General features: G+C 71.9%; 13 protein-coding genes. 11 read left to right on the forward strand and 2 right to left on the reverse strand.

Annotated elements, in window-relative coordinates; translation table 11 throughout:
* Positions 1-87 precede the first annotated feature (87 nt).
* The 6 genes from ACFW22_RS24005 (at position 88) to ACFW22_RS24030 (ending at position 11,637) form a co-directional block, all read left to right on the forward strand.
* A complete protein-coding gene (locus ACFW22_RS24005; RefSeq protein ID WP_386408153.1) occupies positions 88-4,944 on the forward strand; it encodes a DNA repair ATPase in 4,857 nt (1,618 codons plus the stop codon).
* A gap of 474 nt (positions 4,945-5,418) precedes the next feature.
* Positions 5,419-6,972, forward strand: coding sequence for an alanine/glycine:cation symporter family protein (locus ACFW22_RS24010; protein WP_386408155.1), 1,554 nt, complete (start codon positions 5,419-5,421; stop codon positions 6,970-6,972).
* A gap of 228 nt (positions 6,973-7,200) precedes the next feature.
* On the forward strand, positions 7,201-8,502 hold the full coding sequence (nhaA, locus tag ACFW22_RS24015; RefSeq protein WP_386408157.1) for a Na+/H+ antiporter NhaA: 1,302 nt from the start codon (positions 7,201-7,203) through the stop codon (positions 8,500-8,502).
* A 241-nt stretch (positions 8,503-8,743) separates the two neighbouring features.
* Entirely contained in the window at positions 8,744-9,994 is a 1,251-nt protein-coding gene (locus ACFW22_RS24020; RefSeq protein ID WP_386408159.1) for a cation:proton antiporter, read from the forward strand.
* 356 nt (positions 9,995-10,350) lie between these two features.
* A complete protein-coding gene (locus tag ACFW22_RS24025) occupies positions 10,351-10,554 on the forward strand; it encodes a hypothetical protein (RefSeq protein WP_386408161.1) in 204 nt (67 codons plus the stop codon).
* A 75-nt stretch (positions 10,555-10,629) separates the two neighbouring features.
* Positions 10,630-11,637: a hypothetical protein gene (locus ACFW22_RS24030; protein ID WP_386408164.1), complete on the forward strand. Its 1,008-nt coding sequence runs from the start codon at positions 10,630-10,632 to the stop codon at positions 11,635-11,637.
* Between the two features lie 53 nt (positions 11,638-11,690).
* Here the strand turns inward: ACFW22_RS24030 and ACFW22_RS24035 are convergent, their stop codons facing one another.
* Positions 11,691-12,104 (reverse strand): MerR family transcriptional regulator, encoded by a 414-nt coding sequence (locus ACFW22_RS24035; protein ID WP_386408166.1) that lies wholly within the window; start codon positions 12,102-12,104, stop codon positions 11,691-11,693.
* 459 nt (positions 12,105-12,563) lie between these two features.
* Here ACFW22_RS24035 and ACFW22_RS24040 point away from each other — a divergent pair, with 459 nt between their 5' ends.
* From ACFW22_RS24040 to ACFW22_RS24055, 4 genes are all read left to right on the forward strand, one after another.
* A complete protein-coding gene (locus ACFW22_RS24040) occupies positions 12,564-14,054 on the forward strand; it encodes a SulP family inorganic anion transporter (RefSeq protein WP_386408178.1) in 1,491 nt (496 codons plus the stop codon).
* 276 nt (positions 14,055-14,330) lie between these two features.
* Positions 14,331-15,695 (forward strand): NAD(P)-binding protein, encoded by a 1,365-nt coding sequence (locus tag ACFW22_RS24045; protein ID WP_386408168.1) that lies wholly within the window; start codon positions 14,331-14,333, stop codon positions 15,693-15,695.
* A 263-nt stretch (positions 15,696-15,958) separates the two neighbouring features.
* Entirely contained in the window at positions 15,959-16,387 is a 429-nt protein-coding gene (locus ACFW22_RS24050) for a BlaI/MecI/CopY family transcriptional regulator (protein ID WP_386408170.1), read from the forward strand.
* 5 nt (positions 16,388-16,392) lie between these two features.
* Positions 16,393-17,331 (forward strand): M56 family metallopeptidase, encoded by a 939-nt coding sequence (locus ACFW22_RS24055; protein ID WP_386408172.1) that lies wholly within the window; start codon positions 16,393-16,395, stop codon positions 17,329-17,331.
* 21 nt (positions 17,332-17,352) lie between these two features.
* Here ACFW22_RS24055 and ACFW22_RS24060 read toward each other — a convergent pair whose 3' ends face one another.
* Positions 17,353-17,808, reverse strand: coding sequence for a tellurite resistance TerB family protein (locus tag ACFW22_RS24060; RefSeq protein ID WP_386408174.1), 456 nt, complete (start codon positions 17,806-17,808; stop codon positions 17,353-17,355).
* A gap of 338 nt (positions 17,809-18,146) precedes the next feature.
* On the opposite strand from ACFW22_RS24060, the gene ACFW22_RS24065 reads away from it, so the two are divergent.
* A partial coding sequence (locus tag ACFW22_RS24065; RefSeq protein ID WP_386408176.1) for a dihydrodipicolinate synthase family protein occupies positions 18,147-18,382 on the forward strand: 236 nt, incomplete at its 3' end.

Consider the following 18,382-nt stretch of genomic DNA (forward strand, 5'->3'; position numbering starts at 1 on the left):
AGCGGTCGGAGCGGGTCCGGTGCCGGAGAACGGGGGAGTTGCCGGCGCCGGACCCGTCTTTCACCACGGTACGAGGAGCAGAACAAGATGAGCACCGGAATCGACCGGGACACGTACGCGATGCTGCGCGACCGTCTCGTCTCCCACGCGGGCGAACTGGCCCGACGGGCCGAAGCCCTCAACGAGGCCCGGATCGCGGAGTTCGGTTCCGGCGAGCTGGCCCTGGCGGGCACCGGCCGCATCCACACGGAGCGCGCCTCCCTGCCCCGGGACGTCGTCGCCGTCGGCGACGACGTGTTGCTCCTCGGCCGTCACACGGCCTCCTCGGGCCGGGAGGAGACCCGGGTCGAGGACGTCCTGACGCTCCACGACCGGGACCTGAACCCGCTGCCCGAGGGCGCGGTCCCGGGACTCCTGGACGACCCGGACTTCCGGCGGGAGTTCTCGGCGCTCCACCGCTACTTCCGCGACGCACGGTTGCTGAGGCTGCGCAGGACGGAGGGCCGGCTGCTCGCCGTCTTCCAGACGGGGGACAAGGCCGACGACCTCCGCGTCCTGAGGTGGTCCCTCGGCCCGTCGGGCGAGGTGCGCTTCCTGGACGCGCAGGGGGAGCGCGACCACGTCCTGCCCCCCTCCCAGGGGGTCGACTGGGTGGAGACGACCCGGGAGGACCACGTACCGGGCCGCTTCCCGCACGTCTCGATCGACGGCCGGATCTTCGTGTCCACGGTCGGCGGAAGCCTCACGGTCAAGACGGAGGACGACACCGAGACCGGCGACGGCATCCACAGCGAGCCGGTCGACGAGCCCCTGCAGTCCCTCGCGGACGCCGAGGTCGCGCACGCCGCCGTCGGCCCCCTCCTCCTGCTACGGGTCCGCCCGTACAAGGAGAGCACCCACCGGCACCTGGTCTTCAACGCGCTGACCGGCACCGTGGTCCGGCTCGACGGCCTCGGCCAGGCGTGTCTGAGGCTTCCCGAGGACGCGGGCCTGGTCTTCCCCGGAGGCTACTGCCTCGCCTCCGGTGCGGTGAAGACCTTCGACACCGACACCTCCGGCCTCGTCTTCGACCGGTTGGTCCGCTCGCCCAACGGAGAGGACCTCCTCTACGTCTTCCACGCCCAGGAGGAGGGGCGCGAACTCCTCCTCCCCTACAACCTGATCCGCAAGGAGGTCGCGAGCCCGGTCTCCTGCCGCGCGCACGCCCTGCTCCAGGACGGCACGATGGTCGTCCTGAGGTCGGTCGACGACGAGCCCGGCCGGGTGCACGCGGTGCAGGTCTGGCAGACGCCCTACACGGCCGACACCTATGCCGCCCCCGTGGGGGACGGGCCGCTGGTGCGCATCGGCAACGTGGACCTCGTCCGGGGCATCTCCGACTGCCTGTCCGTCGCCCGGCAGGCCACCGAGCTCACCCCCGCCCGCGAGGTGTACGAGGCCCTCCTCGCCGCGTGTGCCCGTGCGGTCGACGTCCACCACTGGCTGGGGGACCCGGAGACCGGGGACCTGAGCGGTCCGCTGGTCGAGCTCCGCACCGCCGCGGCACAGGTGCTGGACGAGTTCGAGACGGTGACGACGCTCACCCGGCAGGCCGCCGAGGCCCTCGCCGACTCCGCCGGGCACATCGCCCGTCTGGTCCGGCGCGTGCGGGGCGAGGCTCCGGCCACGGCCGAGGAGTGGATCGCGCGGATCACCGAACTCCGTCGGGCCCAGGGCCACCTGGTGACCCTCAAGGAGATGCGGTACGCCGACGCGGACGCCATCGACGCGCTGGCCGCCGACGTCGAGGCGGACGTGGCGTCGGCGGCCCGGCGTGCCGTCGCCTTCCTCCACCGCGACGACGCCTTCACCCTCCACCACGAGGACGCGGACCGTCTCGCGGCCCGGGCCGCGGAACTGGCCACGGCGGCCGAGGCGGGCCCGGTCGGTGACCGGATCGACGAGCACGTCCTCGCCCTGCGGTCCCTCAGCGAGATCATCGCCGGCCTCGACATCGGCGACGCCACCGTCCGCACGACGATCCTGGCGCGGATCGCCGACGTCCTGGGCGCCCTGAACCGGGCGCGCGCCGTTCTCACGGCCCGTCGCACCGAGCTCCTCGACCGGGAGGGCAGGGCGGAGTTCGCCGCAGAGCTGGCGCTGCTCGGCCAGTCCGTCACCGGTGCGCTGTCGGCTTCGGACACGGCGGAGCACTGCGAGGCCCAGCTCGGCCGGCTGATGCTCCAGGTGGAGAACCTGGAGTCCCGCTTCGCCGACCACGACCGCTTCCTCGCCGACCTGGCCGAGAGGCGGGCGGAGATCTACGACGCGTTCACCGCGCGCAAGCAGGCGCTCCAGGACGCCCGCGCCCGTCGTGCGGAGCGGCTCGCGGAGTCGGCGGGCCGGGTGCTGGAGTCGATCGCCCGACGCTCCGCCGACCTGACCGATCTGGACGGGGTGCACGCCTACTTCGCCTCCGACCCGATGGTCGTCAAGGTGCGGCGCATCGCGGACGAGCTGCGGGAACTCGGCGACCAGGTCCGGGCGGAGGAGCTGGAGGGCCGTCTCGGAGCCGCCCGCCAGGAGGCCGGGAGGGCGCTGCGGGACCGCACCGAACTGTTCTCCGACGGAGGGGACACGATCCGGCTCGGCCGCCACCGCTTCGCGGTCAACCGACAGGCCCCCGAGCTGACCCTCGTTCCGCACGGGGACGCCCTCGCCCTCGCCCTGACGGGCACCGACTACCGTGCGCCGGTCACGGATCCGGAGTTCGCCGCGACCCGCCGCTTCTGGGACCGCACCTTGCCCTCCGAGTCCCCGGAGGTCTACCGGTCCGAGCACCTGGCCGCACGGCTCCTCGCCGAGCACGGAGCGGACGGCCTCGCGGGCGAAGACCTCCAGGCGCTCGCCCGCGGGGCCGCCGGGGCCGCGTACGACGAGGGGTACGAGCGCGGCGTCCACGACCACGACGCGGCGGCCGTCCTGGAGGCCGTCCTGGGGCTGCACGCGGGGGCCGGTCTCCTGAGGCACCCGGCCCCGGCACGGGCAGCGGCCCAGGTCTTCTGGGCCCACACCACCACCGCCGAAGCCCGCGAGCAGTGGGCCGGGCGGGCGGTCTCCCTGACCCAGGCCCGTGACCTCTTCGGCGCGGAGTCCGCCCTCGACGGCCTGCGGAGGGAGCTGGCCCAGGAGCTGGGCGACCCGACGGCAGCCGAGTACCTGGTCGCCGAACTGGCCTCCGGTCCTCCGGGCTTCGCCCTGTCCACCGCCGCCCGCCTCCTCCTGGAGGAGTTCCGCCGCGCCGTCGGGAGCTCCGCCTACGGGGACTCGCTCGCCGCCCTGTCGACGGCCGGAGCCCGCCGGCAGCACGCCGAAGCCTGGCTCACCGCCTATGCGTCGGCGTCGGGGGAACGCATCGAGGACGGCGTGCTCGCCGAGGCCGTCGCGGCCGAGGTCTGCCCGGACCTGGAGCGCTACGAGGTGACCGCCCCGACCGCGGTGACGGTCGCCGGCCTGCTGGGCAGCCACCCCCGGGTGGAGGGGCGCGCCCTGGAGCTCCGTCTCGACGACTTCCTCACCAGGACCCGGCGGTTCGCCACGGAGGAGGTGCCCGCCTACCGGGCCTACCAACAGCGCCGCACGGCGCTGATCGAGGACGAGCGGACCCGACTGCGGGTGGACGAGCACCGTCCGCGCGTGATGTCCTCCTTCGTCCGCAACCGGCTCGTCGACGAGGTCTACCTCCCGCTGATCGGCGACAACCTCGCCAAGCAGCTCGGTGCGGCCGGAGACTCCGCTCGAAGCGCTTCGCACGGCCTGCTGCTGCTCCTCTCCCCGCCCGGGTACGGCAAGACCACGCTGATCGAGTACGTGGCCGAGCGGCTGGGGCTGCTCCTCGTCAAGGTCGACGGACCGGCCCTGGGGCAGCGGACGGTCTCCCTCGATCCCGCGGAAGCCCCTGACCGCACGGCCCGCCGGGAGCTGGAGAAGATCGCCTTCGCCCTGGCGGCGGGCAACAACGTCCTGCTGTACCTGGACGACATCCAGCACTGCTCGCCCGAGTTGCTCCAGAAGTTCATCCCGCTCTGCGACGCCACCCGAACCCTGAACGGGCACGACCTGCGGGGCAAGCGCTTCGCCGTCTGCATGGCCGGAAACCCGTACACCGAGTCGGGGCAGGCCTTCCGGGTGCCGGACATGCTGGCCAACCGTGCCGACGTGTGGAACCTCGGCGACGTCCTCACGGGCAAGGACGAGGTCTTCGCCCTCAGCTTCGTCGAGAACGCCCTCACCGCCCACCCGGTCCTCGCGCCGCTCGCCGGACGCGACCGCGCGGACCTGGAGCTGCTGGTCCGTTTGGCGGACGGGGACCCGACCGCGCGCCGCGACCGGCTCGTCCACCCCTACGACCCCGCCGAGCTCGACCGGATCCTCGCCCTCCTGCGCCGCCTCCTGACGGCCCGTGAGACCGTCCTGGCCGTCAACGAGGAGTACATCGCCTCCGCCGCCCGTGCCGAAGGGTCCCGCACCGAGCCGCGCTTCCGGCTCCAGGGCTCCTACCGCACGATGAACAAGATCGCCGCGCGCCTCTCGCCCGTGATGAACGACGCCGAACTCGCAGCGGTGATCGACGACCACTACACCGCCGAGGCGCAGACCCTCACCACCGAGGCCGAGGCCAACCTCCTGAAGCTCGCCGGGCTCCGGGGCACCCTCACCCGCGAACAGGCCGACCGCTGGTCGGAGGTCACCGCCGCCCACACCCGCGCCCAGGCGCTCGGCGACTCCGCCGACGATCCGCTCGCGCGGGCGGTCGCGGCGCTCGGGCTGCTCGCCGACCGCATCACGGCCGTCGAGGCCGCGATCAACCGGGCGACGGACCCCCGCCGGCTGTTGGCGCGCGCCAACGGGCGCCACGCGGCGCGGCCGGCCGTCCCGCCGGTCCCCGAGCAGGGTCCGAACTGACCCCGCGGGAGGGCGGTCGCGAGTCGTTCGGCACGCGTTTCGACCACGGCGGGAGCCGGGGGTGCGAACCCCCGGCCGCGCGTCCGTCCACCGGTCGCTGCGACAGGTGCGTTTCCTTATCGAGCTGCTGACCTGCAGAAATAGATGTCCTTTGAACGGATCGACCTGTTCGGATAACGGTCGCGTCACGCTCCCTGCATTTTCCCGTGATTACCATGCGTATCGTGATCTGGGTCACACGGATGAGGGTGTGGTCTGTGTTAGGAATGCCCAACTCCGCAGGTGGCACCACCCCTCGCCGCCTCCATGGGGAGCCGGGCACGAACCGGCAGCACGACCGAGGTGATCACGCTCCGAGTCCGCGGACATCGATCGCCCGGATCGCCGAACGGACAACGGCGTTCGCTCAAAGACCGCATCCCCCCATCCGGCGCAGCCTCCCGCGCGCCGGTCCTGCGCACCTGAGGTACCACCGTGTCACTCGATGCCATCACCCAGAACGTTGACAAGGCCGTCAGCGGCTTCTTCGAGCCCATAGCCAGCTGGCTCGGAGAAGTCGTCTTCTTCTCCGTGTCCATCGGAGATACCCAGCTCCCCCTCATCGTGGCCTGGCTCGTCGTCGCGGGCCTGGTCTTCACCGGCTGGTTCGGAGTCGTGCAGCTGCGCAAGTTCCGGCTCGCCGTGAACGTGGTGCGGGGCAAGTACGACGAGAAGGGGTCGGCCGGCGAGGTCAACCACTTCCAGGCCCTGACGGCAGCCGTCTCCGGAACCGTCGGCCTCGGCAACATCGCCGGTGTGGCCGTCGCGGTCTCCATCGGCGGACCCGGCGCCACGTTCTGGATGGTCCTCTGCGGCCTGCTCGGCATGGCCACCAAGTTCGTCGAAGTCACCCTCGGCGTGAAGTACCGCGAGGTGCACGCCGACGGCACGGTCTCCGGCGGACCCATGCACTACCTGCCCAAGGGCCTCGTCGACCGCTTCGGCAAGAAGGGCAAGACCTTCGGCAAGGTCCTCGCCGTCCTCGCCTCCTTCATGGTGCTGTTCTTCGGCCTCTTCGGCGGCAACCTCTTCCAGGTCAACCAGTCCTACGCCCAGCTCGTCTCCGTCACCGGCGGTGAGAGCGGCGCCCTGGGCTCGTCGGCCGGCGCCCTGTTCTTCGGCATCCTGATCGCCGCGCTCGTCGGCATCGTGCTCCTCGGCGGCATCCGCTCCATCGCCTCGGTCACCAGCAAGCTGGTCCCCGCGATGGCCGGCATCTACATCGTGGCCTGCCTCGTCGTCATCGTCGTCAACATCGGTGCCGTGCCGTCCGCGGTCTCCACGATCATCGAGGGCGCCTTCAACCCGCAGGGCGTCGCCGGCGGTGTGCTCGGTGCGCTGATCATCGGCTTCAAGCGGGCCGCGTTCTCCAACGAGGCCGGCCTCGGCTCCGCCCCGATCGCCCACTCCGCGGTGAAGACCAAGCACCCCGCCAGCGAGGGCCTGGTCGCCCTGCTGGAGCCGTTCATCGACACCGTCGTCATCTGCACCATGACCGCCCTGACCATCGTCATCGCCAACCCGGCCAGCTGGGCCGAGGCCCGCGCCGGCGAGTCCATCGGCGGCGTCACCATCACCTCCGACGCCTTCGGCACGGTCATGCCCTGGTTCCCGTACGTCCTGACCATCGCGGTCATGCTGTTCGCCATCTCCACCGTGCTGACCTGGGGCTACTACTGCATGAAGGCCTGGACGCACCTGTTCGGCCGCAGCAAGGCCAGCGAGCTGAGCTTCAAGGTCCTGTACACCGTCTTCGCGGTCGCGGGCTCCCTGCTCACCCTGCAGACCCTCATCGACATGGCCGACGCCGTGCTGTTCATGCTCGCCGTCATCAACATCATCGGCCTCTACCTCCTCGCCCCCATCGCCAAGCGCGAGCTGAACTCCTTCCTCGCCTTCGTGAAGCGGCGTGACGCCGGCCTCGACGCCGACGCCGACGCCGACCGTGACGGCGACGACGACCAGGAGCTGGTGAAGACCACCGCCTGACCGCCCCCCACGGTCTGGCTTCCGAAGGGCCCTGTCCGCACCTCGCACGTCGCGGAGGACAGGGCCCTTCATCTTGTTTCAGCAGGTGAGAGACGCTCTGGTGAGACTCCCGATCACCCGATAGGGTGTAAAGAACGCATCAGGAACGATGCTGGTGTGCCGGGAAGTCTGGTCGGCGTCCGTGGGCCCGTGTGCCCCCCTGCCGACACGCCCCGGAGGATTCCTTCCATGACCCAGGCACGCCCCCGCAAGATCGCCTTCGGTCTGCTCCCCTGGCCCGAGCGCCAGGCGATCGCCGAAGCCCTGCGCACCGAAACCATCGGCGGGCTCGTGCTGCTCGCCGCCGCCGTCGTCGCCCTCGTCTGGGCGAACAGCCCGTGGAGCGCCGCCTACGAGTCCCTGCGCAACTTCCACTTCGGCATACCCGCGCTCGGCCTGGACCTGTCGGTGGGCCACTGGACGGCCGACGGGCTGCTGGCGGTCTTCTTCCTGGTCGCCGGCATCGAGCTGAAGCGCGAACTCGTCACCGGCGAGCTGCGCACCCCGGCCACCGCCGCGCTACCGGTGGTCGCCGCCGTCTGCGGCATGGCCGTCCCGGCCGGCCTGTACGTGCTGGTCGCCAAGTCGGGCGGCGGAAGCCTCGACGGCTGGGCCGTCCCGATGGCCACCGACATCGCCTTCGCACTCGCCGTCCTGGCGGTCATCAGCACCCATCTGCCCGCCGCCCTGAGGGCCTTCCTGCTCACCCTCGCGGTCGTCGACGACCTCGGCGCCATCCTCATCATCGCGGTCTTCTTCACCAGCGACCTCGACTTCTGGGCGCTCGGCGGGGCCTTCGCCGGGCTGGTCCTCTTCTACGTCCTCCAGCGCCTGCGGGTCCGGGGATGGTGGTGGTACGTCCCCCTCGGCATCGCCATCTGGGCGCTGATGTACAACTCCGGCGTCCACGCGACCGTTGCCGGGGTCGCCATGGGCCTCATCCTGCGCACCACCCGTGACAGCGGTGAGGAGAGGTCCCCGGGGGCCCGGGTCTCCCACCTCGTGCACCCCTTCTCCGCCGGCGTGGCCGTCCCCCTCTTCGCGCTCTTCGCCGCCGGCGTCAGCGTCTCCGGCGCCGCCCTCGGCCACGTCTTCGCCGATCCCGAGCCCCTCGGCGTCGTCATCGGCCTCGTCGCCGGCAAGATCCTCGGGGTCTTCCTCGGCACCTACCTCGCCGCACGCTTCACCAGGGCGACGCTCAACCCCGAACTGGCCTGGGCCGACATCTTCGGCCTCGCCGCCCTGGCCGGCATCGGCTTCACCGTCGCCCTCCTCGTCGGTGAGCTCGCCTTCACCGATCCCACGGAGATCGAGCACGTCAAGGCCGCCGTCCTCGTCGGATCCCTCGTCGCCGCCGCCTTCGCCGCGGTGCTCCTGCGCCGGCGCAACCGCCGTTACAAGGAGCTGTACGAGGAGGAGAACCGCGACGAGGACCAGGACGGCATCCCCGACGTCTACCAGACCGGAGCGCACTCCAGCAGCTCCCGGTGACGGGGACGTCCGCTCCCGGGTGCGCCCGGGGGCGGCAGTGACCCGGCGCTGATCCTGCACTGATACGGTCGCGGGCGGCCCCAGCTTGCCGGACACCGGCAAGTTGGGGCGGGGGCGGGTGCTCGTCAGGGGCCTGTCAACATCAGATAAGAAACGTGTAAGGTCCTTTGCGGAGTGCCGGGAAGTCTGGTCGGCGAACAAGGGACACCTGTCTTCTTCTGCCGATCGGGGGACTTCCGCCATGGTGCTCGTCGCCGTTTTCGGGGCCGCGCTGCTCGTAGCGGTCCTGCTCTCCGGGCTCGCCGCCCGCACCGTCCTCTCCACCTCGCTGCTCTTCCTGGTCGGCGGAGCGCTGGTCAGCGACGGCTTCCTCGGGCTGATCCACATCTCCCCCGAGAGCGAGATCGTGTCGGTCACCGCGGACCTCGCGCTCTTCGCGGTGCTGTTCACCGACGGCATGCACGTCTCCTTCGCCAAGCTGCGCGCCAACTGGCGCAACCCGGCCCGTGCACTCGGCCTCGGAATGCCCCTCGCGTGCATCGGCATGGCGCTGATCACCCACTACCTGGTGGGCCTGGACTGGACCACCTCGTTCCTGGTGGGCGCGGTGCTCGCACCCACCGACCCGGTCTTCGCCTCCGCGATCGTGGGTCGCAAGGAGGTCCCCGCACGGCTGCGCGAACTGCTGAACGTGGAGAGCGGCATCAACGACGGCCTCGCCCTGCCCGTCGTGCTGGTCCTCATCGCCGCCGCCGGCCCGACCGCCGGCCACGCCGAGGCGTCCTTCGGGACGATCGGACTCGAACTGGGCCTGGGCCTGCTCTTCGGCGTACTGCTCCCGCTGCTGGTCAACGGGCTCGTGCGGTTCCGTCTGCTGGGCGCCGAGCCCAAGCTCCAGCCGCTGCTGCCGCTGACCATCGGCGTCATCCTGTACGCGGCCTGCCACCTCACGCACGCCAACCCGTACCTGGCGGCGTTCTCCGCCGGTGCGGTGCTGGCCGCGGTGTCCCCCGAGTCGCAGAAGGCGTTCGAGCCCCTGGGCGAGTCGCTCGCCGAGCTGGCCAAGTTCGCCGCCCTGCTGGTCTTCGGCGCCCTGCTCACCCCGCAGCTCTTCGGCGACCTGTCCGTCGGCGGGTACGTCGCGGTGGTCCTGGCCATCGTGCTCATCCGCCCCGCCTCGCTGCTGATCTCCCTGTGGGGCACCCGCATCGACCGCCGGGAGAAGCTGGTCGCGGCCTGGTTCGGCCCCAAGGGCTTCGCCTCGGTCGTCTACGGCCTGCTGGTGCTCCAGGCCGGCATCCCGCAGGGAGAGCAGGCGTACACGCTGATCGCCGTCTGCATCGCCTTCTCGATCATCGCCCACAGCAGCACCGACGTGCCGATCGCCCGCCTCTTCCACGTCGACGACCTCGTCGACACCGGAGTCGACCCCGAGCCCCGCCCCGCTGCCGATGCCCCGACGACCGGAACCGTTCCCCGCGCGCGCACGTGACGGATGGTGACGGAAGGGGCGCGAGTTCCGCGGAACCCCCGTTCCCCGCGCGCGCACGTGACGGATCCGGCTGATCGCCGTCACCGTCTTCCTCCTGCGCGCCGGAGCAACCGCGCCCGTGCCCGGGCCGAGCAGGGGCCTCCCTCCGTGCTCGCGCTCCGGGCGAAGACGGCCTTCGGCACCGTCCTGCGCGTGCTGCCGGCCACTGCCCCGGCCGACCTCCCCCGCCCGGCCCGCTCGCCGAAGTCCTGCCCCGGTGCGCCGTGGCGCTTGTGCGTCCCTCAGCACCCGCAGCGGAGTCCCGCCCGTCAGCAGGGCCGTCATCCACGCCCCCGCACCACGAGGAGTCCGATCCGATGAACGAGGAACCCGTCTTCAAGAAGAGCCGCTGGGGCACCAACCGCTACGTCTACAACCCCAGGAGCCCGGCCGGCCTCTTCCTGATCGTCGCCGGCAGCGTGGGAGTCCTGGTCATGGTCCTCCTGATGGAGAACCGGGCCGGTTCCTTCGCCCCGACGCCGTCGCCCACCCGGAGCACGCCGGCGCACCAAGAACCCTGACCCCTCCCCGCCAGCACGCCGCCGACCCGCACGAGGACGACCAGCCCGACGACGCAGGACAGGAACGAGGATCACATGAAGTGGAACCGCTGGACGAAGGCCGGTGCGGCTGCGGCGCTCCTCCTCCTCGTCACGAGCGTCGTGACCTGGACCCTCGTGGGAGGGGGGCGGCACGAGGACTCCCCGCACGCCACGTGCCACGGCTCCCTGGCGTTCGACGAGGTGAAGGGCTTCTTCGCCGGCGCCGAACTGGAGTCCCGGGGGCACACGGGGGAGTGGGTCGGCCACGACGTCGAGTACTGCTCGGTGTCGGCGCGGAACGATCCGGACGCCGGCACCCTCCAGGTGCAGGTGCGCCCCTCAGCCGCCCACCGGGCCAGCGGTGCCGCGGAGTACCCCGGGGCCGCTCCCCTCGGGTACGGCTGGAACGGCTCCTTCGCCGTCCGGGGCGGCCCCGAGGCAGCCGTGCTCGTGGACTGCGCCCCGCTCGCCGGAAAGGGGCTGCTCGTCCTCGTCGGGACCGCGAAGGACGCCCGGGAACTCACCCGCGAGCAGGTCGTCGCCGTCGCCCGGATCGCCACCGAGACCGCCCGCCGGGCTGCCGAACGCTTCCACTGCGAGGGCGTGCCGGGACGGCGTCCCGACGAGGTCGACACGACGGGGGAGGCGAAGCGTCCGGTCGCCGGCGCGATCGAGACCTGCCGCGGAGTCGTGGGCGCGGCCGACGCAAGGACCCTGGGGGCCGTCGCCGTGGGAGAGTACCGAGCGGGTCGCTCCCTCACCGAGGAGTGCAACGTCGAACTGGGGCAAGGCGGCGGTCTCCGGATCAACGCCTATTACGGACCCTCGGCCCAGCAGGAGATGTACCTCGACACGCGCTACCCCGGCAGCGTCAAGGACATCCTCACCCGCACGCACACCTGCCCGGGGGGTCTCGGCACGACGTACTTCAAGATCACGCCACCCCTGCTGCCCGACAAGCAGCCGGTGTCGTTCGACGGCCCGAAGCGCGAGGCGCTGAACGCGCTCCTCGCCTCCTTCGCCGGGGCCTCCGCGGCGCGCCACGGCTGCCCCCTCGGCTGACGCCCGCGCGGGGCCGACGCGCCGGAGGGCCGTTCCTCCGGGGCGTCGGCCGTTCAGGAGCCCGCCGTCACCGCGGGCGCCTCCAGTCGACTGCGGAGCGTGCCTTCGAAGTCCTCGGCGCGGATCAGCTGCACCCGGAGCTTCTCGACCTGCTCCGCCGCGGCCCGCTGATAGCCGCGGACGCGTTCCAGGAGGGCCTCGCGCTCCTCGGCTTCGAGCGCACCGCCCGTGTCCAGGCGGTCCGTGGCGTCGAGGAGGTCGCGCATCTGGTCCAGGGTGAAGCCGAGCGGCTTCATCCGGCGGATGACCATGAGGCGCGCGATGTCGTTCTCGGTGTAGAGGCGGAAGCCGCCCTGGGAGCGGGCGGAGGGGGTGACCAGGCCGGTCTCCTCGTAGTGGCGGATCGTGCGCAGGGACAGTTCGGTCCGCGCGGCGACCTCGCCGATCTGCATGTGCTTGCCGTCCACGCCGCTGATCCCCTGGTCCTTCTCGTGCTGGCTCGGTCCGGGACGGGCTCCTCGGCCCTGCCCGGTTCGGCCCGGGACGGGCGCCACCGATCCCTACTCTAACGTTAGGGTAGAGTTGCCGGCGGCGAGGCCGCCCTTCCGACGTCCTGCCGTTGCCGTGTCGGGGCCGAAGGTGCCCCCGGCGAAGTTCCGATCCTTGCAGGAGAAAAGCGTGCGCGAGCCCACGACGCCTGGCGCCGCTGCCTGCCCGCCGTGACGCTTCGCCCCGGATCTGGGCTCCGGCTCCGCCGCGAGCTCTGCTCCACCCCTTCTCGACCCGCTCTTCCGGCTCCGTGTCCACGGGGCCGACCGTGAGGTGCCGCCCTGGCTCCACCACGTCCTCCCGCACGCCCGGCCGCCGAACAGGGTGCGCCCCGAGCACGACAGGTTTCGTCTCCCTTGTCTTCTGCCGCCACTGCTGTGTCTCCCGCCGCGCGCCTGCGCGGCCTGAAGCCCGACTGGATCTCCGACCCCAAGGTCTGGCGCACCGAGGTCCTGGCGGGGCTGGTCGTTGCCCTGGCGTTGATCCCCGAGGCCATCTCGTTCTCGATCATCGCCGGCGTCGATCCGGCGCTGGGCCTGTTCGCCTCGTTCACCATGGCCGTGACGATCGCGATCGTCGGTGGTCGGCGGGCGATGATCTCTGCCGCCACCGGTGCCGTCGCCCTGGTGATCGCCCCGCTGAACCGTGAGCACGGCCTCGGCTATCTGATCGCGGCCGTGATCCTCGCCGGTGTCTTCCAGGTCGCCCTGGGAGCGCTGGGAGTGGCGAAGCTGATGCGGTTCATTCCCCGTTCGGTGATGGTCGGATTCGTCAACTCCCTCGCGATCCTGATCTTCATGGCGCAGGTTCCCGAGATGACCGACGTGCCCTGGCCGGTGTATCCGCTGATCGCCGCGGGCCTCGCCCTGATGGTGTTCTTCCCCAAGGTCACCACCGTCGTCCCGGCTCCGCTGGTGTCGATCGTCATCCTCACCGTCATCACCCTCGGTGCGGCCATCGCCGTGCCGACGGTCGGCGACAAGGGGGCACTGCCCTCCTCCCTCCCCGTGCCGGGGCTGCCGGACGTGCCGTTCACCGTCGACACCCTGACCACGATCGCCCCCTATGCGTTCGCCATGGCGCTGGTCGGCCTGATGGAGTCGCTGATGACCGCGAAGCTGGTCGACGACATCACCGACACCCACTCCAACAAGACCCGCGAGTCCATCGGCCAGGGCATCGCCAACATCGTCACCGGCTTCTTCGGCGGCATGGGCGGCTGCGCCATGATCGGCCAGACGATGATCAACGTGAAGGTCTCCGGTGCCCGCACCCGCGTGTCCACCTTCCTCGCGGGCTCCTTCCTGATGGTGCTGTGCATCGTCTTCGGCCCGATCGTCTCGGACATCCCGATGGCCGCGCTGGTCGCCGTCATGATCATGGTGTCGTTCGCGACCTTCGACTGGCACTCCATCGCCCCGAAGACGCTCCGGCGGATGCCCGCCGGGGAGATCGCCGTCATGTTGATCACCGTCGTGTGCGTGGTCGCCACCCACAACCTCGCCGTCGGCGTCGTCGTCGGTTCCGTCACCGCCATGGTCATCTTCGCCAAGCGCGTCGCGCACTTCGCGGAGGTGACCGCCGTGCTCGACCCCGACGGCACCACCGTCGTCTACCGGGTCACCGGCGAACTGTTCTTCGCCTCCTCCAATGACCTCGTCGGCCAGTTCGACTACGCGGGCGACCCCGAGAAGGTCATCATCGACCTCGGTGCGGCCCACGTCTGGGACGCCTCCTCCGTCGCCGCGCTCGACGCCATCGAGACCAAGTACGCCCAACGCGGCAAGACCGTCGAGATCACGGGCCTCAACACCTCCAGCGCCCTCCTCCACGGCAAGCTCAGCGGCGAACTCGCCGCCGGACACTGAGCCCGGCGGTCGGCAGCAGGGCACGGAGCCCCCGACGCCCGTTGCCGACCGCACCCCGCCGCCCCGCCGCCTGACACCCGGGCCGCGGGGCGGCGGCCTTGCCGTGGGCGGAGCCGGGGAGTTCCCGGGTGCCGCGCCCCTGCCGCCCCTGCGCGATCGACGACGGGGGAGCGAACGACACTCTTGGTTCGATTGATGTCTATGTTGACGTCCATCTATTCAAGTGCCAAGCTGGGCCACGAGAGATCGACAAACGTCGAATCAAAAGGAGTCCTCATGCACGTCACCGCCGCCGAGCAGCTGCCCGTCGTGGTCATCGGGGCCGGCCCGACCGGTCTGGCCGCCGCCGCCCACCTGGTCGGCCGGGGCATGGAGCCGCTGGTCCTGGAGGCCGGGGCACAGCCCGGAGCGGCGGTGCGCGCCTGGTCGCACGTGCGGCTCTTCTCCCCCTGGGGCGAGGTCATCGATCCGGTGGCCGAAGAGCTGCTGGTCCCCACCGGCTGGGTGAAGCCCGACCCCGGCACGTACCCGACGGGTGGTGACTGGGCGTCCGACTACCTCCAGCCGCTCGCCGAAGCCCTCGGCGACAGGGTGCGGGTCGGGAGCCGGGTGACCGGTGTCTCCCGCTCGGGCCGTGACCGCACCGTCGACGCCGACCGCTCGACCCGACCGTTCACCGTCCGCGTCCAGTACGTCGACGGACGCGAGGAACTGATCCCGGCCCGGGCCGTCATCGACGCCTCGGGCACCTGGGGCGGCCCCGGCCCGGCCGGTGGCGACGGACTCCCGGCGCTCGGCGAACGCGCGGCGGCCGACCGGATCTCCTACCGGGTGCCCGACCTCAGGGACCCCCTGGTGCGGGCCCGGTACGCCGGCAAGCGGACCGCCGTGATCGGCTCGGGGGCCTCTGCCTTCACCGCGCTCGCCTCCCTCGCCGACCTGGCCCGGGAGGAAGGGGGCACCAGGGCCGTGTGGATCCTGCGCCGCGGGATCTCCGGCGCCACCTTCGGCGGTGGTGAGGCCGACCAGCTCCCCGCGCGCGGAGCCCTCGGCCTCGCGGCCAAGGCGGCGGTCGACGGAGGGGCCGCGGACGCCGTCACCGGCTTCCGCACCGAGGCGATCGAGCGTGCCGGCGAGCGCCTGGTGCTGGTCGCCGAGGACGGGCGCCGGCTCGACCCGGTCGACGAGGTCATCGTGCTCACCGGCTTCCGGCCCGACCTCGCCTTCCTCGACGAGCTCCGCCTCGGCCTCGACGTGCGTCTCCAGGCCCCGGTCAAACTCGCCCCGCTGATCGACCCCAACCAGCACTCCTGCGGCACCGTCTACCCCCACGGCTTCAAGGAGCTCTCCCACCCCGAGTCGGACCTCTACCTGGTCGGCATGAAGTCCTACGGGCGCGCCCCGAACTTCCTCGCCCTGACCGGCTACGAGCAGGTCCGCTCCGTGGTCGCCGCCCTCGCCGGTGACCGCGAGTCCGCCGAGCGGGTCGAACTCGTCCTTCCCGAGACCGGGGTGTGCGGTGGTTCCGGCCTCTTCGACGAGCCGGTCGCCGAAGAGGCCCCTCGGAGCGGCTGCTGTGCACCCGCTCCGGAACCCATCCGGCTCGGCGCCGGCACCCCGACGGCCACCGGGGGCTGCTGACCCGTCGCGCGGGTGAACGGCCTGCGGGGAGGGCGCATCCGGAACGACCGCAGGTTCGGGCCGTGCTCCCGCCGAAACCGTTCGTGGCGGAGTCCGCCGGGCGGAGGCGGAGCGGGTGTGCGGGGCGCACCGGCACGGCGCGTCCCTCCGGGACGTGGGCGGGGTTCGGCCCGTACGCCTTCCCCCGCCCGCTCAGTACGATGGCCTGCCGTCCCGCCGCGCACCGCCGGGCCGGTGGGGCGGCTGACAGGAGGGCGGCGGGCGTGACGGACCGGAGCGAGGGCGGCGCGGAGCCGCTGCGACGCAGGCGCCGGCAGGGGGAGCTGGAGACCCAGGTGCTCGCCGTGCTCCGGGAGGCCTCCGAGCCGGTTCCCGTGGCCTGGGTGCGCGAGCGACTCGGCGGCGCGCTCGCCTACACCACCGTGATCACCATCCTGACCCGTCTGCGGGTGAAGGGCGCCGTCGAACGCGAACGGACGGGGCGCTCCTTCCGGTGGACGGCGGTTGCGGACGGGGCGGGGCTCGCCGCGCTGCGGATGCGGAGGGTGCTGGACGCCGAAGCGGACCGTCAGGCGGTCCTGGCCAGTTTCGTCACCGGACTTTCGCCGAACGAGGAGCGACTCCTCCGTGAATTGCTGATCCAAGCGGCGGAGGAGACGGCGGGGGAGGGGGGCGAGGGGGAAGACTGCTGACCACCATGGGTGTCTTCGTCTTCCTCCCCCTCGTCCTCCCGCTGACCGCCTGGCCGGTCGCCCGGCTCGCCGAGCGGCGGCTCCATCCCCGCACCGCCACCCGTCTGCTCGCCGTCGTCGCAGGCGTCTCCGCCGTGTGCAGCACGCTCTGCCTCGGGCTGCTGATGATCGTGGGCACCGCGCAGTTGCCCGGCAATCCGCTTCCCGACGGTTGGTCGGACCCCGGGGTGCGCGCGGCCCTGCCGTACGACGAGTTCGCGGGCCGGGCGGCGATTCCCGCGCTGATCGCGGTACTGGTCTCGTGCGGCAGGGTGGTCTGGCGTCGGCTGCGGGTCCGTCGCGGGGCCGCGGGCGCGCTCGTGGGGTTGCGGGCACGGTCCGTCGCGGTGCTTCCGGACCCGGTTCCCTATGCGTACGCCCTGCCCGGCCGGCGGGGCCGCGGCCGGGTCGTGGTCAGCACCGGGATGCTCGGCGGCCTCGGGCCGCCCGAACGCAGGGCCCTCTTCGCCCATGAACGCGCACATGTGAGGGGGCGTCACCACCGGCACCTGCTGACGGTCCATCTGGCGGCCTGTGCCCATCCGTTCCTGCGCCCGCTGCGCACTGCGGTGAACTACACCACGGAGCGCTGGGCCGACGAGGAAGCGGCTGCCGAGGTGGGCAGCCGCCGTGTCGTGGCGCGGGCGATCGGCAGCGCCGCACTGCTGCGACCGCGCCCGACCGTCGGCGCGCTCCCCGCCCTCACGGGAGCGGGGCCGGTGCCCCGGAGGGTCGAAGCGCTGCTGGGGCCGGCGCCGGTGGGACGTGCCTGGCCGTCGGTCTTCACGACCGCCGGCCTCGCCGCCTGGGGCGCCGCCTTCGGGGTGACGGCATCGGCGCTCTCTTCGGCGAACTCGGCCGTGACGCTCTTCCGCGTCCTGCGAGCAGCCGCCGCGCCGATGTAGTCGTCCGCGGCGGCCGTGTGCTCAGAGGTCGAACTCGTGCGGCGGCAGGTCCAGCGCGTAGCACGCCTCGCGGACCACGGCCTGCTCGGTCTTGTCGAAGTCGCCGTCGGCACCGCCGATGACGATGCCGATCTGGACGACGGCACGTGCCTCCGCGGGCTTCTTCTTCGCCTTGGCGATCTCCTGGAGCACGCTGACCTTTCCGAAGTCGAAGTCGGCGGTCAGTTTGTTCAGGTTGTCGTCGAAGCGGCGCTGGAGGTCGACCGCGTCGAAGTTCTGCAGCACTTCGTTCGTCGCGATGAGTTGGGCGACCCGGCGGCGCTCGGCGGGGTCGATCGTCCCGTCGGCGGCGGCGACCAGCGCGCACATGGCCATGCTCGCGTCCCGGAAGGCGCCGCTCTTCAGGTCGTTCTTCTTCGCCACCAGTTGGGTCTGCATCGTCGATGCGGACTCCTTGATGCGGTCCCACAGGGCCATGTCGAGCACTCCAGACGTCGATGGTCGAGGTCGGTTCCTTCTACGTCCTTGTAGAACGAGGCGTCGGGGGACGGAGTTCCCGGCGGGAAGGCGGACGTGCGCCCGTTGCCGGGAAGGGGTGGTCCGGAAGCGGGAGTGGCCTCCCGCGGGCGGTCGTGGGGCGGGTGACGGCGCGTCGGCCGGTCCCGCGCGGGTCCGGTCCGGTCGGGGCGTCCGGACGGTTCCCCGCCGTTCTGGGCGTCCGGCCGTTCGCCCCGGGGGGAGCGGGTTGGCCCCGGGCCCTTGTGCACCCCGCCTCCATCAATAAAATGTCACACACCACACAAGGGAGTCCTCTCATGGTCCATGCGCACGTCCCCGCGCACCGCGCGCACCCCTGGCACGGGATCATGGTCGCCACCACCCTCCCCTTCCGCGAAGACCTCTCCGTCGACCACGACGCCTACGCGGAGCACGTCGCCTGGCTGATCGCCAACGGGTGCGACGGCGTCGTCCCGAACGGTTCCCTCGGCGAGTACCAGACCCTCACCGACGCCGAGCGCGCCCAGGTCGTGCGCACCGCCGTCGAGGCGGC

This window comes from Streptomyces sp. NPDC058872, from assembly GCF_042743065.1.
Taxonomy (GTDB): domain Bacteria; phylum Actinomycetota; class Actinomycetes; order Streptomycetales; family Streptomycetaceae; genus Streptomyces.